Source organism: Clostridium polyendosporum (assembly GCF_018332455.1).
Taxonomy (GTDB): domain Bacteria; phylum Bacillota; class Clostridia; order Clostridiales; family Clostridiaceae; genus Clostridium_AY; species Clostridium_AY polyendosporum.
Window position 1 is genome coordinate 116,087 of the sequence record NZ_BOPZ01000006.1, and the last position, 26,983, is coordinate 143,069.

17 protein-coding genes are annotated in these 26,983 nt (G+C 31.9%); 15 read left to right on the plus strand and 2 right to left on the minus strand.

Annotation, left to right across the window (positions count from 1 at the left end):
* Positions 1-328: 328 nt before the first annotated feature.
* On the minus strand, positions 329-1,555 hold the full coding sequence (locus tag CPJCM30710_RS05450) for an IS110 family RNA-guided transposase (protein ID WP_212903161.1): 1,227 nt from the start codon (positions 1,553-1,555) through the stop codon (positions 329-331).
* A 772-nt stretch (positions 1,556-2,327) separates the two neighbouring features.
* Here CPJCM30710_RS05450 and CPJCM30710_RS05455 point away from each other — a divergent pair.
* The 12 genes from CPJCM30710_RS05455 to CPJCM30710_RS05510 all read left to right on the plus strand — a co-directional run bounded on the left by CPJCM30710_RS05455 (position 2,328) and on the right by CPJCM30710_RS05510 (position 15,791).
* Positions 2,328-3,602, plus strand: a complete 1,275-nt coding sequence (locus CPJCM30710_RS05455) for a DUF262 domain-containing protein (RefSeq protein ID WP_212903162.1) — start codon at positions 2,328-2,330, stop codon at positions 3,600-3,602.
* A 1-nt stretch (position 3,603) separates the two neighbouring features.
* Complete coding sequence (locus tag CPJCM30710_RS05460; protein ID WP_212903163.1) at positions 3,604-4,425, plus strand: hypothetical protein; 822 nt, start codon at positions 3,604-3,606, stop codon at positions 4,423-4,425.
* 571 nt (positions 4,426-4,996) lie between these two features.
* Positions 4,997-6,037 carry an HNH endonuclease gene (locus CPJCM30710_RS05465; protein WP_212903164.1) on the plus strand — a complete coding sequence of 347 codons (1,041 nt, stop codon included), beginning with the start codon at positions 4,997-4,999 and terminating at the stop codon, positions 6,035-6,037.
* A gap of 240 nt (positions 6,038-6,277) precedes the next feature.
* Positions 6,278-6,475 carry a hypothetical protein gene (locus tag CPJCM30710_RS05470; RefSeq protein WP_212903165.1) on the plus strand — a complete coding sequence of 66 codons (198 nt, stop codon included), beginning with the start codon at positions 6,278-6,280 and terminating at the stop codon, positions 6,473-6,475.
* Between the two features lie 317 nt (positions 6,476-6,792).
* Positions 6,793-7,155 (plus strand): nucleotide pyrophosphohydrolase, encoded by a 363-nt coding sequence (locus tag CPJCM30710_RS05475; RefSeq protein ID WP_212903166.1) that lies wholly within the window; start codon positions 6,793-6,795, stop codon positions 7,153-7,155.
* 27 nt (positions 7,156-7,182) lie between these two features.
* Positions 7,183-9,129, plus strand: coding sequence for a DUF2075 domain-containing protein (locus CPJCM30710_RS05480; RefSeq protein ID WP_212903167.1), 1,947 nt, complete (start codon positions 7,183-7,185; stop codon positions 9,127-9,129).
* Positions 9,130-10,010: 881 nt separating this feature from the next.
* Positions 10,011-10,157, plus strand: coding sequence for a hypothetical protein (locus tag CPJCM30710_RS05485; protein WP_246503467.1), 147 nt, complete (start codon positions 10,011-10,013; stop codon positions 10,155-10,157).
* Between the two features lie 58 nt (positions 10,158-10,215).
* Entirely contained in the window at positions 10,216-12,114 is a 1,899-nt protein-coding gene (locus CPJCM30710_RS05490) for a sigma 54-interacting transcriptional regulator (RefSeq protein WP_212903168.1), read from the plus strand.
* A gap of 182 nt (positions 12,115-12,296) precedes the next feature.
* On the plus strand, positions 12,297-13,190 hold the full coding sequence (gene dapA / locus CPJCM30710_RS05495) for a 4-hydroxy-tetrahydrodipicolinate synthase (RefSeq protein WP_212903169.1): 894 nt from the start codon (positions 12,297-12,299) through the stop codon (positions 13,188-13,190).
* Positions 13,191-13,313: 123 nt separating this feature from the next.
* The gene (locus CPJCM30710_RS05500; RefSeq protein WP_212903170.1) at positions 13,314-14,285 is read left to right on the plus strand and encodes a 2-keto-3-deoxygluconate permease; all 972 of its coding nucleotides are present in this window, start codon (positions 13,314-13,316) and stop codon (positions 14,283-14,285) included.
* A gap of 27 nt (positions 14,286-14,312) precedes the next feature.
* Entirely contained in the window at positions 14,313-14,612 is a 300-nt protein-coding gene (locus CPJCM30710_RS05505; RefSeq protein WP_246503468.1) for a UxaA family hydrolase, read from the plus strand.
* A gap of 18 nt (positions 14,613-14,630) precedes the next feature.
* A complete protein-coding gene (locus CPJCM30710_RS05510) occupies positions 14,631-15,791 on the plus strand; it encodes a UxaA family hydrolase (RefSeq protein ID WP_212903171.1) in 1,161 nt (386 codons plus the stop codon).
* A gap of 395 nt (positions 15,792-16,186) precedes the next feature.
* On the opposite strand, the gene CPJCM30710_RS05515 is transcribed toward CPJCM30710_RS05510, so the two are convergent.
* Positions 16,187-17,155, minus strand: a complete 969-nt coding sequence (locus tag CPJCM30710_RS05515) for an FAD:protein FMN transferase (protein ID WP_212903172.1) — start codon at positions 17,153-17,155, stop codon at positions 16,187-16,189.
* A 1,102-nt stretch (positions 17,156-18,257) separates the two neighbouring features.
* Here CPJCM30710_RS05515 and CPJCM30710_RS05520 point away from each other — a divergent pair.
* From CPJCM30710_RS05520 to CPJCM30710_RS05530, 3 genes are all read left to right on the plus strand, one after another.
* Positions 18,258-21,869, plus strand: a complete 3,612-nt coding sequence (locus CPJCM30710_RS05520) for an FMN-binding protein (RefSeq protein ID WP_212903173.1) — start codon at positions 18,258-18,260, stop codon at positions 21,867-21,869.
* Between the two features lie 788 nt (positions 21,870-22,657).
* Complete coding sequence (locus CPJCM30710_RS05525) at positions 22,658-23,302, plus strand: hypothetical protein (RefSeq protein ID WP_212903174.1); 645 nt, start codon at positions 22,658-22,660, stop codon at positions 23,300-23,302.
* 217 nt (positions 23,303-23,519) lie between these two features.
* Positions 23,520-26,519 carry a transglutaminase-like domain-containing protein gene (locus CPJCM30710_RS05530; protein ID WP_212903175.1) on the plus strand — a complete coding sequence of 1,000 codons (3,000 nt, stop codon included), beginning with the start codon at positions 23,520-23,522 and terminating at the stop codon, positions 26,517-26,519.
* Positions 26,520-26,983 lie beyond the last annotated feature (464 nt).

Genomic DNA, 26,983 nt, shown 5'->3' on the forward strand with positions numbered 1-26,983 from the left:
CTTCTTACACTATTAATTTATGAAATATAGAATAATTGGGGGTAAGTCATTTAAGGTTAAATTTATCTTCTGTTTATATAAATAGGCTTTTGGATTTGTTTTGTAAAGCTGGAAAATAATTTGATAAAATACTATAATTAATCTATAGGTGGAAAATAAGTTAGTTCATGCCATTCTTATATAACGTAACTAATATCTATTAGTGTAGTTGGTAATGTCTACCCTGAAAACCTTAGGGGACAGCAGTATGTAGGCAAAAAAACAAAAAAGTAACCCTATGCCCAATAGTTACTTTAATTGGACAAGCAAGATAATATTATTGGTAGGGTTATGCTCCAGGTAAAGTTTCTTCAACAGTAACTGAGTATCCTAAACTTTCGAGACGTTTAACAGATTTTTGAACAATTTCATTTTTTCGTTGCTGTTCAAAGAAATCTGACCCTAATTCATAGTAAGGTAAGTTGTTTTTTAAAATTTGATAAATTATAGTTAGCATAGTATGTGCAACTGCAGTTGTGGCACGATTTTTACCACGTCTAGTAGCAATCCTTTTATATTGAGCAGAAAAGTACGTTTTATTTTGATGGGATGCTGATTTGCTACATTCAATTAAAGTTGTTTTGAGCATATCATTACCTTTTCGTGTTCTTCCACTTCTGCGTTTGCCGGCACTTTCATTATTACCAGGACACAAACCTGCCCATGAGGCAAGATGCGCTGCAGTTGGAAACTGATCCATATTGATGCCTATTTGAGAAACAATGACTTGTGCACTGCGTTTTGCTATACCTGGAATGCCATCGATTAAGTCAACCTTATCTTGAATAGGTAAAACACGTTGCTCAATCTCTTTATCAAGAGTCGATATTTGTGAGTCAAGATAATCAATATGGCTGAGCATAGCTTTTAACATTAACTTTTGGTGATTATCTATGAATCCACGTAAGGCTTCTTCAAGTTGAGATGTTTTTTGTTTCAATCGCATTTGTGCCTTGGAAGCCATTACTTTTACATCGGTTTCTCCAGATGCAAGCATCTCAAGCATTTGACGTGATGATTTGCCGTCGATTTCACTAACGACAGAGGACAGTTTTATATTTGCGCCTTCTAATATCTTTTGAATTCTATTAAGTTCTCTAGCTCGTTCTTGAATAAGGCTTCTACGATATTTTACAAGTTCTTTTAACTCACGTTGATCACGGTTTGGAATGTAGCTCCCGTTTAGCAAACCATGTCTAAGTAAATCAGCAATCCATTCAGAATCTTTGACATCAGTTTTGCGACCTGGAACTGCTTTAATATGTTGGGCGTTCACAACTAATGTTGGCATCTCCTCCATTTCCAGAACATTATAAATTGGTTTCCAATAGGCTCCAGTAGCTTCCATAGCAACATATTGACATTCATTAATTTTAAGCCAATCAACTAACTGGAGAAGTGATGATGTGGTAGTAGAGAAAGTTTTGGTAGTTTTTTTGCGACCTGAAATAAAGCAGGCAACAATTGTGTCCTTATGGACATCCATTCCACAACAGCGCTCGTAAATTATTTCCATACTATGGGCCTCCAATGAATAAATTTACAGCGGACCTCCAGTAACTTATTAATCTACCCTGCGTGCTCAAGGCAACAATTTGTGGTACAAGTAGGAGGTCATAGTCAGTCTATAAATTCGGGCTCAAAGCACCAAGACATTCCGACCTTATGCCGTATAATATTAGTATATCCAAATATATAAATTAACCAAGCGTTTTCATGGCTTTGCTGGTGCGGGTGGTCGCATGAGCGTCTATAATGGGAAGTTAATGTTACTAGAGAAAAATACCTAAATGCTGAATAATTTTTAGGATAATGAATGGCGAAACGTACCATAAGTAACAGAGGTTTTGGTTGTAATGAAGACATGTCAATATATTTAACTATCATAAATATGAAAGTCGAAAGATAGAGAATCAGATAAAAGTAAAAATGGAAAAATTGTGATTTTTAAAATTGAGCAAAACATATAAAAGTCAGCGACAATTAAAAAGCACACTTTATAGGGCATTTTTTCAAAATGGATAGATTGAACTAAACTAGATATAAAAGTTAAAACGTGATAATCTAATACTATAAATAAACGAATATGAAACATTACTGTGTCAAGTTTTGGTATTGAACATTAAAATCTATAAAACCAATTAATTGAATTTGTGTAAATTTAGATGTTGCATTTGTTTTTTCACTTATATATATGCTGCAAAAAACAAATAAGATTAGTACAAATATGTTAAAATATAGGTCGTTATGTTCACTAGTAAACATTTTAATAAGATGGAGGAATTATAATGGAATTGTACTTAAAAATTTTAAATAATAATATTCTTGATGCTTATACTGAGAATTACAAAAATCAATGTATTCAATTTAAGATTAAAGATATGGACGATTTCTTTCAACAAACTAGTAAATACAATGAAGTAGACGAAGAAATTGAAGAAAAAGTAAGAGAGCTTATTGAAACATCGGATACGGAATCATTAGATGCTTTTAATATAAAGCATTGGGTTAGTAACCGATCATTTGGCGAATTAATTGACATGTATGAAAATGAGGAAATAATTAAACCTGATATGCAACGAGAGTTTGTTTGGGATGCACTTAAGTGTTCAAGACTTATTGAATCGATAGTTTTAGGTTTACCGATTCCTCCATTGTTCTTATTAGAAGTCGATAAGAATAGATATGAACTTATAGATGGTTATCAAAGATTAACAACTGTTGTGAATTATGTAAAAGGTAATCCTTGGCATGGAAAATCCACTTCAAAGCGGACTGTAAAATCAAAATTATCTAGTAAAGTATCTAAAGAACTTCAAGGCAAATCCTTTGAGCAATTGGAAGACGCCTATAAACGGATCATTAAGAGAAGTACAATTCCGTTAATTGAGTTTAAGCAATTGGAACCAAATAATTTAAGCTCGAAATATCTAATATTTGAAAGAATAAATACAGGATCTGAAAAACTAAATTCAATGCAGATTAGAAAGTCGTTAGCTCATGGAGATTTTATAAAAGAATTATATAGATATGCTAATTCTAATTCACTTTTTACTGAATTATTTTCAAGTAGCAGTATAAAGAAAGATCAACATGTTGAAGCTTTTTTAAGAATTATGGCAATGTCAGATATTTACTATAAAAGATATACTCCTGAGACATCAGGAATTAATAATATTTTGAATGAATATTGTGAAAGAAAAAGAAATGATATTATAAGTAAAGATTATATTGCTGAGTTTGAAAAAGCAATGAAATTTCTACATAAGGTTTTTAGTAGTAATGATATGTTTAAACGAGTTGAAGTAATTAATGATCAGTATGTTTTTTCAGGCAATTTGAATGTAAGTATTATGGAGTCTTTTATGGGTACTATACTGAACACGGCAAGTGAAAGTATTGTTGAAGTGGATAGCATTAGAGGAAGGTATTGTGAGATTATGTATAAAACTCTAGAAAAATCACAAAAGAAGGAAGAAGATAATCCGTTTACAACAAGCACTGGTTCTCTTGAATCAATAGAAAATCGTTTTAAAATATGCAAAAAAATATTGGTGAAATAGCATGAGAATTTTCGAATTTGATGCGAAAGAGAGACTATCTGACATTAAACAAAACTTTGAACGGGTATTAGAGATTAGAAATAGTTTGGCGGATAATAGAGAAAAGTATAGAAAACTATCGGATGACATGAATATTTCTCAGGATTCATTATTTCAATGTTGTGATACATTTGAAAGGTCATTACTAATCAACTGCTACACATTTTCTGAGCAGTTGATGAAAAATTTTGTTTATGAGTTGATTGAGAAGGACAGGCATAAAAATAATTTTTTGAATAAATTTATTGATAATAAGATACCAAAAAACCGGTTCTCACCAAACGTTATGTTAGAGAAGATGGAAGGTGACATAAAAAAAGAGCTATCTAAGGAGTTTAAATTTATATTACCTAGGACAGCAGATGAAGTTAAAATATATAATGAAATGGTCAATTCGAGACATACATATGCTCATAGAGGTATATATAATTTTGATTTCAATAATTTTGAGGCGGTAATACAAGTGTTAGAGTATATTTATTTTGAATTCTCAACAATAATAAAATATGGGGAAAGTTTCAGATTGCAGTTTCAAAAAGATTTAAAAGAGATCAAAGAACTTTCTGAAAAGATTAGTAAGATAACAGATATTAAGTATCAAAGAGATAAATTAAGAGAAATTAAGTTACTATGCAAAAAAAACTTAAGGAATTACTCTTATATAATAGATAATGTTAATCTGCTTAAGAATTTATACAATAAGATAAAAAACGTCAGTGAAATGGACTTAAGAAATCAAGAAAAATCACAAGATGAGGTTAAAGATCTATTTTTAATAATGTAGTAGTGAAATATTAAATATTACATCAATCAAATAGTGATCTTACTATCAGTATAAATTAATGACTACTTTATGATTAAATTACATTAAGCTTTTTAAGGAGTTTTTTCTAATAAGCAAATGGCGGATTTGTCTTTATTTTAACTGCACTTAGAAACTATATGGTAAATAATGCCATAAATTATAACCAATATTTTAGTTAGTGTGAAATCTTCTTAAATTGTGGCATTAGCTATGCATGGGAAATTGGATTAATCAATTCTGTTTATTAACTTCTATCCATATTATACGAAGTATATATTGATATAAAAATATGGCAAATATCTCTTATGTCACTCAAAAATAATGAAGAAGTAACTTAATTTATTAATATAATAATTAAAAATTTATATTAAATATTATATTGAATTATTATGTCATCTTCATAATAGACGACAAAGGTTAAATATCATTAATAACAAAAGAAGCTCTGGATCACTCCAGGGCTTTTTGAATAATTTAAATTAACAGTTAAAGGGATTTTATAATCAACAAAGAATAATTATATTAATATTAGTTTAAAAAGGAGCATTAAATGATTCCAGAAAATATTTCAAAAGAACATATTTTAAAAGCTATAGAAGAAATTGATGAAAATGGAGTTCCACAAGAGAGATTGTCAACTAAGTTTAGTGTACTCTATAGAGAAAAGCTATATCCTCCAAAATATTTAATTTCCATTGCAAATAAATATGTAAATGGTGAAGAATTAAGTCCATCATTGTTTAGCGGCGGAGATGAGACAAATAATTTTTTATTTAAAAGAGGTTTTAAAATTGTTGATTTACATAGTGAGAAAGATATATTTCCTATTAAGTTATTTTCATGGACAATTTTATCCCAAAATGTTTTTATTAAGGCAATGGATAGGTCAAGTTTTATTCATCATGGCACAGGTATCCCGAGAGAAATCCGACAATACTTTAATGTTTCTGACCTAAAACAAGGAGAAAATAAAAATATTGTTTTAATTCATAATAATGTGAAATATTATGCAAGAATTGAGATTGATAATATGGATTCACCAAGGTCTAGACTTTTTTGGAAAGTCGATTTTGCTAATCTTATAAATAGTAAACTGCCGGAGTGGTATGATCTTTATAAAAAGAATGATGAACCTCTTGAAGATTTACCCCAGCTAAGGTTTGAGAAATTAGGAGAAAAAGATGATCATTATTTTGTAGATTTTATTAATCCTATTGATATTGTTTTAGATATTGAGGCAGAGAAACAGGAAGAGCAGGGGCTTATTGCGGAAGGAGCAGTTAAGTATTATTATGGTAAAAAGTATGAAAGAAGACCTGAAAATAGAAGAAGGGCAATAGAAATTCATGGAGCAGTATGCTCTTTATGTGGTTTTGATTTCGAAAAGGTTTATGGCAAAAGAGGAAGTGGATTTATAGAGATTCACCATGCAAAGCAATTAAGTACATTAGAGGAAGAGCAATTCATTGATCCTGTTACTGATTTAATTCCTGTTTGTAGCAATTGTCATAGGATGATACATCGTAGAAATGATAATGTTTTGACTATTGAGGAAATGAAAAGTATTATAAATAAAAATAAAATAATTTAAGTGATGTAATACTTTTATGGATGTTATTGTCGTATATCTATGTTTGTTAATATTTGTAAATAATGAATAAAGTTCAATTATTAAACTTACCCATGGTAACAAGTAATAAATATATGATTAAAGTTTTTAAAGAAGAAACAAGCTACTTGTTTTCTAATTTTACCTTTTAGATATTATAGATAATGGTATAAAACAATACATTTAGATTTTAAATAGTAATGGGAAGCGAAAGGAAGTATTATGATTACTGATGCAATTAAGTATATAAATAATAGAGTCTTGCAAGCAGCCTTAGGATGTAAATTTCTATCTAAAGATTACAAAAATAAGATTGTTCATGTTAGATCTTTAATTGGAAAGTTTAAAAAGATTGGTAATTTATATAAATACTTAGGGAGATTTAATAATAGTTATGGAAACACCATTTGCTGCGACTAAATTTGATTAAACTTTTGAGTAATAATACACTCGCTAGCTAGCAGAGCTTATTACGGAAAGCTTACTAGTAGTATTAGGGTATCTTTCTTTTACCTGTAGTGCTGGCGAATGTCTAGAATTCTAAATAATATGATAGAGGTATTTATTAGTGATCAATTATGACTCCACTTAATTATGTATAAGTATATAGAGTAAAGTAATTATATTAATTAAATGTTAGTATACTGGACGAAGTATTAAGTAGTATTTTGGGCAAGAATAAAAAATTTAGAAAATACTATAAGTGTAATTGTATTGTAAATTTAGAGGTGAAAGTTATGGATAAAGAGCTTAAAATAATAGATTTAAAAGATAAGGTTCAGCAGTTTTGTGAGGATAGAGACTGGGATCAATTTCATAATCCTAAGGAACTTGCTATTGGGGCTGTCACTGAAGCTGCAGAATTGTTAGATATATTTAGATTCAAGTCAGAAGAAGATATGGAAGAGATAATGAATAATATAGAAAAAAGGAAAGATGTAGAGGATGAATTAGCAGATACCTTTTTCTTTTTACTTAGATTTTGTCAGCTCTATGATATAGATTTATCAACAGCTTTAATAAATAAAATTGAAAAGAATAGTGCTAAATATCCAATAGATAAGTTTAGAGGAAGTAATAAGAAGTCTAGTGAAGTTTAAAATTAGGATCAATCGGGAGAGGGTTTTATGATAGTTTATGAGGCTACTAAAAAACAATTCATGGATCATGTAACTAATGATGAGATAGCAATTAAGATTGAAGAAGCTTATTTAAGAAATGTTGGACGTATTAAAAAAAGTGAATTTAATGCTTGGGATAAATCTATGCAATATATGTATAAGGTGCTTAATACTTCAGCAATACCTGACGACTCAGGTGTTGCAATAGAGTACAAGGTTCCTGCTACATCTAGGAGAGTAGATTTTATTATTTCTGGCTTAGATAATAACGACAAGGAAAATGCTATTATTATTGAATTGAAGCAGTGGCAGGAAGTAGAGGTTATAGAGGATGAGGATGGGATTGTTAAAACAGCGATGAATAATTCACTAATAAGAACATCTCATCCTTCTTATCAAGCTTGGACTTACGCAACCTTAATAAAGGACTACAATGAGGCTGTTCAGAAAGATAACATATCTTTATTTCCATGTGCATATCTGCATAATTATTACCTAAGAGATGATGATCCATTAGTTAACAAAGTTTATGATAAATATTTAGAAAGGGCACCTGTGTATGTTAAAGGAGAGGTACTGAAATTAAGAGAATTTATTTGCAAATATATTAAAAAAGCTGATCATAAAAGAGTGCTCTATAAAATAGAGAATGGAAAGATAAAACCATCAAAATCTTTGCAAGATGCATTAGTATCTATGTTGGATGGTAATGATGAATTTTATATGATTGATGATCAGAAAGTTGTATTTGAAACTGCCCTTAAGATGTCAAGAATATCATTAAAGAAGAACAAAAAGCAAGTGTTAATTATTGAAGGGGGACCAGGTACAGGTAAATCAGTTTTAGCAATAAATTTAATGGTTAAACTTACAGCTCAAGATTATTTGTGTCAATATGTTACTAAAAATAGTGCTCCAAGAGAGGTATATTGTAAAAAACTTAAAGGAAGTCATACTAAGAAATACATAGATAATTTATTTAAAAACTCTGGGGCATATTACGATTCTCAGAAGGATGAATTCGATATTTTAATTGTAGATGAGGCTCATAGATTAAATGAAAAATCAGGATTATTTAAAAATCTAGGAGAAAATCAAATAAAAGAAATTATAAATGCTTCAAGATGTTCTATATTTTTTCTAGATGAAAATCAAAGAGTAACTTTAAGTGATATTGGCAATAAAAAGGCTATTATTGATTTTGCAAATAAGTTAGGTGCTGAAGTAAGAGAGCTGAAACTTGAGTCACAATTTAGATGTAATGGATCTGATGGTTATTTATCTTGGATTGATGATGTGCTTGAAATAAGACAAACAGCAAACTATGATGGGTTTGAATTTGATTACGATATTAAAATTGTTGATAATCCAAATGAATTAAAAAAGTTGATAATAGAAAAAAATCAGATTAATAATAAAGCACGTATTGTATCAGGTTACTGCTGGGAATGGATTTCAGAAGGAAAAACAAACAAAGATGTTTATGATATTGTAATGCCTGAATATAATTTTTCAATGAGTTGGAATTTAAGTAATTCAAAAACATGGGCTATAGATCCATTTTCTGTTGAACAAGCTGGTTGTATTCATACATGCCAAGGTCTAGAGTTTGATTATGTTGGAGTAATAATAGGTGAAGATTTACGATACGAAAATAGCATAGTTACTGATTTTACAAAGCGTGCAAAATCAGATAAGTCTTTAAGTGGAATTAAAAAACTATATAAACAGAATAAGATAAAAGCACTTGAAGCAGCTGATGAGATAATTAAAAATACTTATAGAACATTAATGACTAGAGGTATGAAAGGGTGCTATATCTATTGTGTAGATAAGAAGCTTTCTAATTACTTAAAAGATAGGCTTTCAAAATTCTATAAGAATATAACTTATAAAGAGATTGAAGAGAGAAATTCTAGGAAAATAGATGAGAATTCTTTTATAGAAAATTAATTTAGGTAGTTGGAAAGAGTAGTTAGGAGGAGGGGGATGATCACGTGGCTACGTATTTATTAACATATAACCCTAGTAAATGGCACTGGAGTGATTTTCATAGCGCTAAAGCAATATTAAAGGAAGAAGGAAGATATAGATAGCTGGAGTTGCTCCAATTCCAAAAAAATAAATAAAGGCGATAGAGTTTTTCTTATTAAATTAGGAGCAGAACCAAGAGGGATAACTGCATCAGGACTAGCTTATCAAGGATGGTATCAGGATAACCATTGGGATGAAGAGAAAAAGAGAGAGGGGAAACTTACTAATTATATAGATATTGATTTTGATGTTTTATTAGATCCTGACGAAGAAAAAATTTTATCTATGAATGAGTTAATTGCTATAGATTCTCATTATTAAATTATTTATCGTAACTTTTTCTCATAAAGCAGACAACCTTTTCATATTTTTTTATTATCTTGGTGTCTACTTTATTGTATCACTTTCAGTAACTTCCGATTATTGCTACAACCTCGGAGTTGTAACAAGAACTGGAAGTTTATTTTTATGGAAAGTTACTTAGAGATATAGATGATGTAAATAATAATCTGAATTTAAAGGAGGAGAATTAATATAACACATCTAATGTATCAAGGAAAGGAAAAAAATTAACTTTCACAGATTATGAGAATATTGAGTTAGTTATTGATAATATAAGATTTCAACATGAAAATCAGGTATTTTATACAATAACTACAAAATATTTGAAATTATTGTTATAATTAACCTGTAAGTAGAAAGTAAGTTACTTCATATTATGATTTAATGTGAAGTAAAGATTATTTATATCATAGTAAGTTTATGGAATATATTCAAGATATTTTGGTTATGAAAAATCATTGTCTATTATTGAAGAATGGATCGATAGTGAAAATGTTAATACGAGAAGAACTGTAATAGAAGGATTAAGAATATGGACAAGTAGACCGTATTTTAAAGATAATCCACAAAGGGATATATCTTTAATTTGGAGATTAAAAGCATAGGAGGAGGTGAGAATTCTCACATTAAGTCTCCATGTTATCGTAATGTAAGGAGTTATAAATGAAAGAAATATTATTGGTAGCACCCTATGAAAGACTTGCTAAGTTGGGAAAAAGTTTAAAGAAGACCATTGGAATTCCTTTTTCCATAGTTAAGGGAAATTTAGATGAAAGTTTAGATAAAGTAAACGAAGGAATTAAAAAAGGTGCGAAGATTATTTTAACAAGAGGCGGAACAGCTGGATATTTGAGAGAAAGGTTACAGGTTCCTATAGTTGAGATTCCTGTAACATCTTTTGATATATTAAAGGCAATAGATAGTGTAACCAGCAAAGGTTATAAGAAAATAGCAATTATAACAACTTCTAATATAATTTTTAAAACAGATTATCTTAATAAAATTATGGATATAATCCTATTATTTGAATCCTGTAAAAAGGTAAGTGAAATCCAAGGAAAAGTAAAATACCTTATAGAGCACCATGGAATTGAGGCGATAATTGGGGATGTTATAGCTACAAATGAAGCGATAAAAAATGGAATTTATGGAGAGTTATTAGAGTCGGGACAGGAATCTATAATTGCAGGTTTGAATGAAGCGAAAATGGTATTAGAAATTAGCACCAAGGAAAGAGCAAGGGTAAAAGAAATTGAAGCTATACTGAATATGATAAGCGAAGGGGTATTAACAATAGATAAAGAAAACAAAGTTACAGTTTACAATGCATCAGCAGAGAGAATTTTTGGAAGTGGTAAAGAGATGGTATTGGGAAACAATATAAATGAATGTTTACCTTCAAGTACTTTGGGTGAAATGCTAAAGAAAAATAAAGAAGAAAAGGATGTACTGCTTGAGATAAATGATAAGAAGATCGTTACAAATAGAATACCAATAATAATTGACGATAAGGTTCAGGGTGCAGTTGCAATATTTGAAGAAATAAGTAACATACAAAACATGGAATTAAGTATAAGAAAAAAGCTGAGTGAAAAGGGATTTGTGGCAAGGCATACTTTTTCCGATATAATTGGGAAAAGTAATGAAATGACTACTTTGAAGAATCAAGCTATCAAGTATGCAAAGTCAGAAGGTACTATATTAATCTATGGTGAAACTGGAACGGGAAAAGAGTTATTTGCACAAAGTATACACAATGAGAGCAGAAGAGGAAAATTGCCTTTTGTATCGGTAAACTGTGCTGCACTAAGTGAAAACTTACTTGAAAGCGAGCTTTTTGGATATGAGGAAGGGGCTTTCACAGGTGCTATAAAGGGCGGTAAAAAAGGACTATTTGAGTTAGCTCATGGGGGAACATTATTTCTTGATGAAGTTGGTGAAATATCGCTTAGGTTCCAATCAAAACTGCTTAGGGTACTTCAGGAAAAAGAAGTAAGAAGAATTGGTGGAGATAAGGTTATTCCTATTAATGTAAGAATACTATGTGCTACCAATAGAAATCTTCAAGTCGAAGTTGAAAAAGGAAATTTTAGAGAGGATTTGTATTATAGACTTAGCACATTAGAATTAAGCTTAACTCCTTTAAGATTTAGAAAAGAAGATATAATACCAATGGCAATTTCATTTCTGAAAGAAATTTGTGATAGTGAAGGCAAGTGCTTAAAGTGGGATAGTGCTGACATATTTAGTTCTTTATTAAATTATGATTGGAAAGGAAATGCTAGAGAACTCCGTAATTTTATTGAAAGATTAGTTGTAACTAGTGATAACTATAAATTAGATGAAAACTTTATTATTGAAACACTACATTGTAAACGAAAAGCACAGACTTTCAAAAATGAAATAAAGATAAACATGACTAATAACCTGAAAGAGATGGAAAGTGAAATTTTAAAAACTTTAATAAATCAGTATAACGGAAACAAGGATAGGCTATGTAAAGATTATAATATAAGTAAAACCACGTTATGGAGAAAATTGAATTTCAAAAATGAAAAATAATATTCCAAAAATGAAATAAAAAGAGAATGGTTCTAGATATCTAGAATCATTTTTTTTGAAATTGTTTTCAAAAACCTTTAAAATCAGGGGCTTGTATAAAAAAATAACAAAAAAATAGGTTTGGCACGACACTTGCTATGTATGAGAGTGAAGAAAAAATAAAATTTTAGGGGGTTAAGTTAATGTTTCAAGGGGTTATTACACCAGTTATAACTGCTTTTAATGAAGATGGGAAACTGGATTTTAAAGGAAATGAAGCAATAATCAATAGTCTAGTGATTAGCGGAGTGAATGGTCTTCTATTTTTAGGAAGCATAGGTGAGTTTTTTGCTTTGACAATGGAAGAAAAAAAGGAATTTATAAGATTTGTTATTAAAACAGTAAATAAAAAGGTTCCTGTGTTTATAGGAACTGGCGGCACTGTAGTTGATGAAGTTATAGAGCTAACAAATTTTGCAGCAAAAGAAGGTGCAGATGCTGCTGTTATTATTTCGCCATACTATTTTAAATTAAATAATAATAGCATGTACAACTATTTTGCTGAAGTAGCTAGAAATACAGAGTTACCAATTATACTATATAACTTCCCGGATAGAACAGCAGTAAATATTGATCCTCAACTTGTTTTAAAATTAGCAAAGGAATTTAAAAATATTATAGGTATCAAAGATACGGTAGATAATATCAGTCATACAAGACAGTTAATAGACATAGTAAAATCAGAACTAAAGGATTTTGCAATATTCTCAGGCTTTGATGAATATTTTGTTCCTAATTTATTAGCAGGTGGAAATGGGCTTATTGGTGGTCTTTCTAATATTGCTCCAGAACGTTTTGTAAAATTATTTAAAGCTTATAAAGATAGAGATTTTGAAAGTTTTGAAGCATTACAAAGAGATGTAAATACATTAATGAACATCTATACAGTATCAGACTTCTTTATTCCAGCTATTAAGACTGCAAAAATGCTAGTGGGCTGTAATATAAAACCAGTTTGTAAGAGTCCTGCTAATGGATTAAGTGATAACCAAGTAGAACAAATAAAAGAAATTCTTAAAAAAGTAGACTTAATTTAGTAAATTAGAAAGCTGCATAATTTAAAACTGTAGATTTAAATATAGAATATGCTAATGTATTTTATTCAAAGCTAACTATGCAATTTTCTTAGAATAAAATTAATTTAAGGAGGAAAACGCATAATGAAAATTATGAAAACGATTCAAAAAGTTCCTGGCGGAATGATGGTTGTTCCACTAATATTAGGAGCATTAATTAATACTTTTGCTCCAGGTGCCTTAAAGATAGGTTCTTTTACTACAGCTACTTTTTCAAATGCAGCAGCAGCAACTATAGTAGGAATGCAATTATTCTTTATAGGAACAGGTTTAAAGCTTAACGAAGCTCCTGAGGCTATTAAAAGAGGCACCGTTCTACTTATATCAAAATACGCTGCTGGTGCAGCCTTGGGGATTTTGGTAGGTAAGGTCTTTGGACCTGCTGGAATATTAGGTGTATCAGCATTAGCTATAGTCAGTTCTGTTACAGGGGCAAATGGAAGTCTTTATCTTGCTTTAATGGGCGAGTATGGAGATTCTAAAGATCTAGCAGCGCAAAGTATTATGAATATTCATGATGGCCCATTCTTAACGCTCTTAACCTTTGGTGTTTCAGGTATGGCAAATATACCATTCATGGCGTTGTTTGCGGCTATAGTACCATTAGTAATTGGATGTATACTAGGAAACTTAGATTCTGATATAAGAAAATTCTTTGCTCCAGGGGTAGGTCTAGTAATACCATTTATAGGTTTCGCACTAGGAGCGGGCATAAACTTCTTTACCATTGTTAAAGCTGGATTTAGCGGAGTTTTTTTAGCATTAATGGTATTTGTAATTGGCGGAGGCTGTGCTATTTTAGGTGATAAACTTATTAGTAGAAGACCTGGTTACGCAGGAGCTGCTATAGCAAGCGCAGCAGGAAACACAATTGCCACTCCAGCTGCAATTGCATTAGTTGATCCAAGCCTAAAACCATTTGTTGCATCAGCAACAGCACAAATAGCTGCAGCTGTTGTTATAACAGCTATTATAGTACCACCTTTTGTAGATTGGATAGCAAAGAAACATGGAGCACCTAAATTTGAAAAAAGTGTAGCTGAAACTGCATTATAAATAAAAACAACAAATAAGGAGAGGAAGATGAAGATGGAAAATAATATTAATTCATTAATGATAAGTGAAAAGGATAGTGTTGCAGTAGCACTAGAAGAATTAAATGAGGGAGATGCTGCTAAATACAAAGTTAGTGATGAAATAAGGGAAATTAAAATAGTTCAAAATGTTCCTATATACCACAAGTTTGTTATTGTTGACGTAAAAGAGGGTGACTTCGTTTATAAATATGGACAAGTTATAGGTAAGGCTACTCAAGATATAAAAATAGGACAACATCTACACACTCATAATATAACAGGTATTCGTGAAATGTTAGGAGATTAAGAAGGGGAGGAATTAATTATGAATTTTTTAGGATATAGAAGACCAGATGGAAAAGTAGGAATAAGAAACCATGTATTAGTATTAGCTACTTGCGCATGTTCAAGTGAAACTGCAAGAGTAATAGCCAATCAAGTACAAGGAGCAGTACACATTATAAACCAAAATGGATGTGCACAGGTTGAAGGTGACTTGAAAATTACAATGGATATACTAGCAGGACTCGCTACTAATCCAAATGTTTATGGAACTGTTTTAGTCGGACTCGGATGCGAAAACGCTCAACCGCAGGATATGTATGAATTAATAAAATCAAAGACTAATAAGCCACTTGTAAATATAGTTATTCAAGAAGAAGGTGGTACTACTGCTACTATAAAGAAGGGAGTAGAGTATGCTAGACAATTCGTTATGGAAGCGTCAATGTTACAAAGAGAAGAATTTCCGCTATCAGAGTTAATTGTTGCAACCAATTGTGGTGGTTCAGACCCAACATCGGGGCTAGCTGCTAATCCAGTACTTGGAAATGCAAGTGATAGACTAGTTGATTTAGGATCTACTTCAATTCTATGCGAAACTACAGAATTTATAGGTGCTGAGCACGTATTAGCTGAAAAAGCAGCTACTCCAGAGATAAAGGAGCAAATTTATCATATAATTAAAAGATATGAAGAACACTTAAAGAATGCTGGAGAAAACTTAAGAAATGGTAATCCATCTCCAGGAAATAAAGCCGGTGGGATAACAACGCTTGAAGAAAAATCTCTAGGCTGTATACACAAGGGTGGAGACAGACCAATAGTTGAAGTTACAGACTATGGTGTAGGTCCAAGCAAAAAAGGACTTGTTATAATGGATACTCCAGGGTATGATATTGCTTCAGTTACTGGACTAGTAGCTGGTGGTGCACAAATGGTAGTATTTACAACAGGTAGAGGAACACCTACTGGAAATGCATTAGCTCCAGTTCTAAAAATGACTGCAAATAAAGCAACCTTTGAAAAGATGAAAGAAAACATGGATTTCGATGTAAGTCCAGTAATAGCAGGGACTAAAAGTGTAGAGAAAATGGGGGAAGAACTTTTAAAGGAAATAGTAGAAGTTGCTAATGGTAAAGTTGTAAAGGCTGAAGCTCTTGGATTTAATGACATTGCTATAAGTAGAGTATGTAACTACGTATAGTTAGTTGTAATGATACTATAGGGAGAGATTTAAACTAATCTCTCTTTTCGTATTAAAATTAATTAATTTATAGGTGTATACCTAAACAATAATTAGGCAATCTAATTTAAAAGACCAATGGGTAATTGTTTAAGATGTGAAATTCAGAAGGGTATCTCATATGAAAAAGAGATGCCCTTTACTTATCACTATAGTTAAGTATTAAATCTAAATTTTTGTACGGTTTACAAGACTTTGTATCCAAATTGCTAATATACATTATACATTTAACTGTAGTTATTTATCTTAAATAAGTTGCTCGTAAATGAGTAATTTTATTTAAAATATATAGTTATGTAGTTGTTTGTATATAATTGAAAATATTACATTATAGGACATTTGAACCTTGAGTCCACCTACTTTATCAGGTGTTTAATTGAAAACTCTGTACCCTCAAATAAGGTAAAATCTTCTTTTAAGCCTTCCGTTACATAGATTTCTTTATCTTTTGTAATAAATATAGCTTCCATATCTTTAATGCTATTAATTAGTTTTATGCCTTTCTTAAGACCTAGAATAAAAATAGCTGTAGATAACGCATCTGCTCCAATAGATTTTTCCGATACAATTGTAGTACTTATTAATCCTGAATTTGCAGGATAGCCTGTCCTAGGATCTAAAATATGATGATATTTTACATTTTCCTTCTCAAAATATCTTACATAGTCGCCAGAGGTTACAATTGTTTTATCTACGGCTTTGACAGCACCCAAACATTGTCCTCTTTGAAGCAGAGGATTTTGTATGCCAATGTTCCAGGGTGAGCCATCAGGCTTATTATCTAGAACCAATACATTACCACCAAGGTTAATAAAAGCAGACTTAATACCATGCTGTCTATATATTTCTATAGCCCTATCTGCTGCATAACCTTTTGCTATAGCACCAAGGTCTACACTTTGTCCATCCTTTTCTAGCTTTGCTGTACCCAATCCATTATTAATGGTGATATCTTTGTAACCAGTAAAGCTTAACGCCTTATTAATATCTTTCTTTGAAGGTACTTTGGCATGATCTGTAAATATACCCCAAAGCTTAGCTACTGGTCCTATAGTGATATCAAAGGTTCCACCGCATATTTTAGAATAGTACTTAGCTCTATTTAGAACATAGAGGGCTTCACAACCAAGCTCTACCTCATGCTTTCCCGCCGCCTTATTTAACTTACTTATTTCACTGGATTCAAGAAAGAAACTCATAAGGGATTCTAATCTCTTCATTTCTTCTTCTACTTTCACTGCAGCTATTTCTGCCTTTTCTCCATAAACTCTTTGGCTTATAACTGTTCCCATGCAAAAGCTTTCCATATCATAAAATTTACTCATAAAATTCTCCCTTTAATTTAAATATCTATATGATAATTTTTCATTCTTTGAGTGTTGATTAACACTTTCATTTGAAATCAATACTCAATTAGACTTTTTGTCATTATACATTATCCCAGCAATCTATTCAACACTATAGTGCCTTTTCCCTAATAAACTAGACACATTAAACTCAGTATTTCTATTTTTTTCGTAGGTTATCTTAATATATAATATCTCATTATTTGCTGACATTTCATAAAGTGAAATTGTCTCAAATTTAGTAGGCTCGATGCCTATTAAATTTTATTATCGTGTGTTACGTTTTATCAATGTATCTGTAGAAGGAAGAAATGTGAACTACCATCACTTTAGAAGTAGATGGCTTCCTGTTTCCTAGAGTTCGTAACCTACTGTCTCCACAGGCTTGAAATCGGGTAGTCCCTACCCTATTGTACGCAATGTTCCGTACTTTAGCCTTGAATATTTTACGTAGGGAAGGCATAGCTTGGTTTTCGCATTTTCGTATTCTCCCTACAACCTCATATATTCAGTTTAAAAAGAACATTTAACACTTATATTTTAACTAAAGAATTTAATATTATACAATTCAATAATTATTTTCCAAGATATATCGAATATTTTAGAAAATGTGCTATCCATCTCCACCTTAAGAAGATGGAGTGTTCCGAACAAAAAAAGATAAATATTTTATTATCGTATGTTACGTTTTATCAATGTATCTGCAGAAGGAAGAAATAACAAGATTAAGGCATTATAACGAAGACATTATTTCAATAGAAATCTTGTCAGCTATAAAAGTAACATCCTCATGGAATGCAATATAGAATATTTGCAAGTATAAATTTAGTGACCTAAAGACTTTGATGTTGAGCCTATAACTTATAGCAAAAACTGTATCATAAAGCAAATTTTTTAACAAATACATTGACATATTAACAAATTTGAAATATTATTTATAATAATTAGCAATGATATTCATTATCATTTTCGGAGGTAGGGGATAATATTTAATATTAAAAGAAATAGGTTTAATTTTTATCAAAAATCAAAATAATTTTATATTAAATTTATAAATACATTATAGAAGGAGGTTTATATTTTGAATAAAAAACTAGCCACTTTAAAGAAAAAGTTATCTCTACTAAAAATATCTAGATTTATAGTTCAGCTTATATCCTTATACTTTTTTTCAGGGCTATTTACTTTAGCTTTTACTGGCTTTAGGAGTATATATTTAGGACTAGCTAGAGAGAATTTTAGTATTGCCAATTCCTTTACTTTCTTAATAGCTTTTGCAGCTGTAGTAATTTTATCTCTTTTAATAGGCAGGTTCTTCTGCGGTTGGTTATGTGCTTTTGGGACTTTTAATGATCTTGTATATTTAGTTTCCAGAAAAGTATTTAAGAAAAAGATAAGAATATCACCAGCAGTAGATGAAAAATTAAAGTACATAAAATATATAGTTTTATTTGGCATTATAATTTTTATGTGGTCAATGAACTTATCGCCAGAGAGAAGTATAGATCCATGGGATGCTTTTGCTCAATTACCTCAGTTTAAAACCATGGTTCCTGAAATACCTATAGCTTTTATAGTTTTAGCCTTAATAACTATAGGGGCAATATTTATAGAAAGATTCTTCTGCAGATATTTGTGTCCACTGGGAGCTATACAGGCTATACTTTCAAAATTCAAGATTATCAGTATATATAAACCGAGTGAGCATTGTGGAAAGTGCCAAATGTGTACGAGAAATTGCCCTATGGGAATAAATTTATCAAAGGTTGAGGTTGTAGAGAGTGGAGAATGTATAGCATGTTTTAAATGCGTAGACACATGCCATAGAAGCAACCCTAGTGTGGTAGTGTTTAAAAAACTAAATCTAAAATGGTATTATTCTTCAGCAATAGCGATTATAATATTCAGCTTTGTGCTTTGGGGAAGTAAATTTGTAAAACCGGAATCAAAAATAGGCTCTAAGATTAGTTCAGCTCAGATATCAAAGGTTGATGAAACTATTTTCAATGATGGTGTATACACTGGGGTAGGTACTGGCTTTAGACCTAATCTAAAGGTTGAGATTAAAATATCTAAAGGAAGAATTTCAGATATACAAATAGTTTCTCATGAAGAAACTAAGGGATATTATGAACAAGCTTTTGATGTAGTACCAAAGGAAATAATAGCAGCACAATCTACTGATGTAGATACAGTATCAGGGGCAACCAAGTCCAGTAATGGAATAAAAGCAGCGGTTCAAGATGCCCTTAATAAGGCAAGAAAAGATAAGAGTAAAAATCAGGTTGTAGATAATAATCAAAGTCAAGAAAATAGTGGTGCAGCTCAAGCAGAAAGTACAAGCGTTGATGTTTCAATGGATAAGAATGCAAAGTTCAAAGACGGTACATATACTGGAGTTGGAACTGGATATCAGCCTGGACTTAAAGTATCTGTAACTATAAAAGATGGTAAGATTGCAGATATACAAATATTATCAAATAATGAAACACCAGGTTTCCGTGAAAAAGCATTTTCTATAGTACCAAAGGAAATAATAGCAGCACAATCTACTAGTGTAGATGCAGTATCAGGAGCAACCTTCTCAAGTAGAGGTATAATGGCAGCAGTTAAAAATGCACTTCAAAAAGCATTAATTAGTGGTGAGTTGCCAGTAGACCAAACGACTCCAGCAGCAAGTACAGCTGCTAATAATAGTTCAGTTGATGTTTCAAATGTAGTAGCTAATTTACCTGTATACAATGGTAAAGGATTATACAAAGACGGAGTATACACAGGAACTGGTAGAGGATTCCAACCAAATCTTAAGGTTTCTGTTACAGTAAAAGATGGAAAAATAACAGAAATAAAAATATTATCACATAATGAAACTCCAGGTTTCTATGAAAAAGCATTTTCTATAGTACCAAAGGAGATAGTAAGTAAACAAGCTACTGATGTAGATACAGTATCAGGAGCAACTAGATCAAGTAATGGAATAATAGCTGCTGTTAGTGATGCATTAAAGAATGCAAGAGTAGATGGTACAACAATTGTTAATAATAATGCAAATAATAACGCAAATAATGGTACAAGTAATAATTCAAGCAATAACTCTAATAATGGAACAAATAGTAATGGGGTAAGCAGTACAACACCTGCTGATACTAATAAGAGATTATATAAAAATGGAGTTTACACAGGAATGGGAACAGGATTCCAGCCTGGTCTTGCAGTATCTGTAACAGTTACAGATAACAAAATTTCTGACATAAAAATATTATCTCATAATGAAACATCAGGTTTCTATGAAGAGCCATTTGATAAAGTACCAAAGGAAATAATAGCAGCTCAATCTACAAGTGTGGATACAGTGTCAGGTGCTACGAGATCCAGCAATGGAATAATAGCAGCAGTTAATGATGCATTAAAGAATGCAAAAATTGATGATGTTTCAGGTGGGAATACTACTCCAACTAATACATCAAATAATAATAATCCTACGGAATCTGGGGATAACAAACCAGTTGCTACAGCAGCTCGTCTATACAAAGATGGAAGATATACAGGAATAGGAACAGGACTTAAAAATAATCTTACTGTAGATGTAACATTAAAGGACAACAAGATTACTAATATAAATCTTATAACCTATAAAGAAGGTGTAGAGTATATGAAAAAAGCCATGACTCCAATGAGCGACAAAATAATAGCTGCTCAATCTACTGAAGTGGACGTGGTGTCTGGTGCAACAGAAACAAGTAACGGAATTAAAGATGCCGTGAATAAGGCACTTGAAAAAGCAATTTATAAGGATGGTACTTATTCTGGATTTGGACGTGGGTATAACAGAAATCAGCTTATAAATGTGAATGTAACAGTAAAAGATGGAAAAATAAGTAGCGTAGATTTAACATCACAAAGCGAAACAGCATCCTACTTTGAAAAGGCATGGCCAATAGTACCAGATGCTATAGTAAAAGCACAATCTACTTCAGTTGACACAGTATCAGGAGCAACAAAATCAAGTAAGGGTATAATATCAGCAGTGAAAGCAGCTCTTTCAGCAGGTACATCTGTGGGAGAAACAAGTACTTATCCAAGTCAAGAAGATGTAGTGGCACCATTTAGAGATGGAGTATACACTGGTAAAGGAAAAGGATATAAACCAGATCTTACAGTTATGGTAACTATAAAGGATAACAAAATAATAAAGATCGATTTAGGACCTAACGATGAAACACCAGGATACTTTAAGAATGTATGGCCGCTTTTACCAAATCAGATGATTGCGAAACAATCCGCAGATGTGGATGCAGTATCAGGAGCAACAAGGTCAACTAATGGTGTAATCAATGCAGTTAAGGATGCGCTAAGACAATCGAAATTAGCACTTACAGCAGAACCAGTAGCACCATATAAGGACGGAACATATTCAGGTGCTGCAAAGGGATATAAGGATGGACTTAATGTAAATGTTACAGTAAAGGATAATAAAATAGAAAAGATTGACTTAGGTGATAATAATGAAACACCATCCTATTTTAAAAAGGCGTGGCCAATAGTTCCAGAAGCAATAATCAAAGATCAAAAATTAAATGTAGACACAGTATCAGGAGCAACAAGATCCAGCAATGGAATAATGGCAGCAGTTAAGGATGCTCTTAGAAAATCACATGATGCAACTTTAAACCTAGGTGATACCAATCTGTAGCAGCAGATGCAGTTTCAGGAGAAGAGTATAATGACATGGGTTAAGAATGCAAAGGGCTAGTAATTAGAAGTGATTATTTAGTAGAGTGATGTCGTTAACTACGTCAAAGATAGTGATTTATAGCAAATAGCTATCAGGTAAACAGGGGCTTAAAATCATAATGAGTTTTACTATCGCTGTACATAGTAAATAATACTAAAATTAGCACTATCAAATTTATTGGATTTCAATAAGTTTTGATAGTGCTTTTTTTGTTTTACACACCTTATTTTCATACAATCGTACCTATATATTACATAATATATATTATTATAACCAATACAAATGAGGTGAGCTTTTATGAGAAAATTAGCATTGTTAGCTTGTTTTAGCTTTATAGCAATTGGTTTTAAAAAAGAAAAAACCTCATAAAAAGCACGACTCCATCGGTTTATACTGATAAACTAGAGCCGGAGGTTATTGCATATCCTAGTTTTAGATTAAATCTGGAGGTATAAAACTTCTATATTGAACTTTCTGCTTAATTGTAATTTTTATCTTAAATAAGTTACTTGTAAATGAGTATTGCTTTTAAAGTTTATAATTACTACTTAGTCTAGGAACACATAATCATTCTCATCTTTTATTTTCATGTCAGTAATAATCAATATATATAATCCTTTTAAAGTCTATGTGTAATGGTATTTATGCTTTTGTATTCTTTGAAAATTATATATTCAATAAATGTAAGAAACAATAATTATAATATTATAGGCTTGAAGGGATGTGTTTTAAGGTAGGTGAAGGGTATGCTTATTCGCCGTAAGATAAGTAAAGATGAAATAATAAATTTAACTAAAAAAGATGCATGGAATTTTGGGAATCAAGTATTATATGATATGTGTTCAAACAATCCTGAACATAAAGATAAAAAAATAATCATAGGCAAAGTATGGCTTATAGGTAGGGCCTATGCTGCAGCAATAGAAAGAAGAAAGAATGTTAGTGAAACTGGCGACGGAGATGATTTTTATTTTAAGGTAGTAGCACCAAAGATAAAAGAAATCGGTGGTGAGCTTGATAGACGTATTAAGGCATTAAACAAGTGTGGTGAAATTACTGAGGATAATTTAATACAAATATTAGATACACATAAATTTTTAACGGATATCTATTATGAGATTACAAAATTAAATAAACGTTCACTAGCGTCTAAGTATTTACATTTCCATGCACCAAATAAGTTTTATATATATGATTCCAGGGCCGATGAATCAATTAGAAAATATATATCTTTGGATCGGTCAATGAAAGAAAAACTAAAACACATAGAAGCTGATGAGAACTATCTAGAGTTTGTAATTAGGATGTTTACATTTCAAAACTATATTAAAGAAAAGTATGATATATATCTTACGCCAAGACAGATTGATGTATTTCTTTTGAAGTATTAATTTAAGTTATATGACCTTTTCTAGCAATAGGAAAGGCTTTATTTATTATCCAGTCGCATAAGGCTACATAACCTTCGGCTATATTATTATATAGTTCGGTAAAGATTATATGTAAATCGAGTTCACCCTTAAAAGCCCTTGTACAGAAACCCAAAATAATAATTTGATTTATGGAGAAAATAAGCATATATTTCTGTATTTGAGAGGAGAAGAAAATATGTCATCTGTGAAAGAAATATCAGCTCCAAGTATCTTTGGACCTGTTTACAGCGGAGGAGGAATCATAGGGTATGAAAGGTGTGCAGCCGGAAATAAAGTATCTGTGTTTGCCAATGGAAATGAGCTTATAGGTGAAGGTATAGTTTGGCCGCTGGGATGGGGGCCGGTCAAACTGATTCGTCCACTTAAAGAAGGTGATGTTGTTACGGCTATTCAATCCAAAGGGGATGAATCCAGTTACCCGACGTGGCCTGAACACGCAAAAACTGCGGTAAAAATACCTAAAGAAAAGCTTATAAACAATGAGACCCTCTTTCCTCCAAAAGTTGATCCCCCTTTATACCATTGTCAAAAAGCAATTAAGGTAGTGGATACAATGGAAGGGGCTAAGATAAACTACGAAATTTCTGCAGGCATTCATGGCTCTGGAGAGGTTTGGACTCCTTATGGTAGTGGTTATATAGTCCGTGATGATGAACTTGTTGAAAACCAGGTAGTACATGCAAAGCAGCATATGGAATGGAAACGGGACAGTGAGTACTCAGCTGATGAGAAGGTCCAGTCTAAACCATCCACACTTCCCGTACCTGAAATAATAGGTAATCCCTGTATAGGAGCATCATTAGTTGCGGTTGGTAATCTAGTAAGAGGAGCATCGGTCACAATATCCTACATAGATTCGGATACAGGGGAGCAGACCGATATCGGAGGAGGGATTGCGATTGAAAATAAACAAGCTTTTAGCATTAGACCTATAGAAAGAAAAGGTAAACTTATTGCAAGCCAGGCTCTTTGCGAAATAAAAACCGTTTCCTCACCGACTGATACCAAGGATTTTATCGCCAAACCTGAGATTGAGCAGCCTATATGTCCCGATGCTGTAGAAATAACTGTTCATAATACTGAGTTAGGTGCCATAGTCCAATTAAAGGTAAATAATGAGGTACGCGGATATGCTACTGCTCCAGGTGAAACAACCACTATAAATCTTGGTGGTAACGAATCCTTGAAAGAAGGCGAAGAAGTATCTGTTTTACAATATATACTTGATGTAAGTAGTGGATGGACAGATGCTATTAAAGTTTCGGGGCCATCCAGTGATCCTATCGTTACTATAGAGAACGGAAACCCGTTTTTTAATCCCGCTGGTGATGAAAAACTCATTCCAGGGCCTGTTTTTCTGAGGGGTTCACATACTGCCGGGTCATTTGGTCCTGTATTCAAGACAACAATGTGCGGTACGAAAAAGGCCATAGTACATATTATCGATCCTAACGGCGAAAAAATAGAAACCATAGAGTTATCAAAAGTGAAGGCTGGCCATTTTATAGGGGGATGGGATTGGACCCATGCTTCCTGGAAGATCCCTTCGGATATTCCGGTTGGTGAATACAAGGCTCAATTTGAAGTTTACGATGCAAATCAGGTATATAAAAAGCAGCTTATTTTTTATGTCATATTCAACCCTTCTGAAGTAAACGCACATGAAGCCTTTTCAATAAGTGATAAAGGAAGAAAGGGCATTTACTTTGGTTCGGGTTTTGGTTGGGACAGAGCCAATGTTTTTGAGCTTCATCTATCCGACAAGAGAGTATTTTTACTTGCCTTGAAAGGGAAAAATTTTGATGGAATCCCGGATAATATAAAAAACAAGGTTGTTGATCCGGGCATTAACGGTGAGACGGATCCATATACTGCAGCCATCAAGCTTCTAAAAATGGAATCGGATTTATTCGATTATTCTGTGTCCGATACTTATCCTAAAAACGACGATGTAACTTATTTAATGGAAAATGCAGGTAAGGTTCAATGCTACCATGATTCAAATGTTTTGGTTGCTTTACTGCGTTCGGTAGGGATACCTGCACGTCCAGTAACCGGGGATGCTGCATCAGAATATCAACACACCTGGGTATTTGATACCTGGGTAGAAGCAAGACTTAGGAGTATCAGTGGAGAAGATTGGTTTGTTTTATACCCTCATTTGCGCTCAGGCTACATAGGCCCCTTAACACGTACTGAAGCCGCTGAGAAGATAGGCGTAGTGAGCAGGAATGATAATGACATTATCATATCTGCAAATGGAAACTGGATCCCGGAAGAAGTCTCTGACTGGGGCTATGATGTGGAATTTAGTTATAAAAAGTGTGGAGAGAATGTTCCTGCACAACCGAATAAAGAGATGAATAAGCAGGCAAGCTGGATTGACCACTTATGTGAGGAATACTGGAAACCCGACACACATTGGGATTGTCTATCAAGGCTTAGTTTTAGAGGTCATGGAGTATACCAAGAACCATTACCTGAACGTTCATCAATAGAATTATCCTTTTCGAATAAAAAATACGTTGTAGGAGAGGATATTTCTATTACTGCAGCGATAAATAATTTAACAGATGACAGGCTTACAGATGATATAAACTTAGAATTGGTTGTGCGACATCTGTGGAATATGGCCGGTGAAGATATACTTTACAGATTTAATGAACGGCTTTCTATAGAACCTAATAAATCAGAAATAATTAAAACATCATTTCCACTGAAGCTTAATTTAAATGACACGGATATCTATTTTATACGTGCTTCCTACAGCAAAAATCAAGCCTTAAAGAAGTTATCTATTACTCCCAGATTTGACGCAAGAGCAGTATTTCCGAGTGGAGTAAAGGAAGGTGATGAATTTAAGATAGAATTAATCCTTACAAATACTACAAATTCAGTTTTAAATGATATTTATGTTAAGATTAACGCTCCTTTTGAAATAAAAGTTGGTGATCCTTTGGATTTGTATGTCAAAGAAATCAAACCAGATGAAACCAAGAAGTTTGTATGGAATTGTAAGGCTCTTTCATATACTGTTGTAGGTATTTTCAAGATTAATGTTTCAACCACCGATGGTGGCGAAACGATTATTACCAAAGGAATGTCCATTGAGCGACTTACTGCTTATGAAAATAAATTACCTGTTGTATATATTCCTATAGGATCCAGGATCTGATGAACTGGGTGGTTATGGGGGTGAATAGAATATGACGAGTTTACGATTACTCCTTATATAGCAAGCAATAACTTCCAGTTATTGTTATAACCTTAGAGGTGATAACAGAAATTGGAAGTTTGTGTTTTCTAAATTTAGTAACTGAATTGAGGGAAGGAACCTTTAAGGGTTTCTTTTAGTTTTGGAAAGTTTTACTTTATAGGAGAACTTGATAGTAATACAGTTATAATAAAAAAGTTAAAGAATTAGATGGAGAAAGCTTTAGAGAAAATTTTAATGTCAAGTACAAAAATAAGTTGGTTGATGAAACTAAAAGAAGAATAACATATTATAAATGTGATAATTAGAAAAATAATTATGAATAATGAATCTTTGGTAAAAGCTACAAAAGATAGATGTTATGAATTAGTTAATAATTATATGAAGTAAATTTTCCTCATGCTCTTAAAAACATTTAGAAGGTA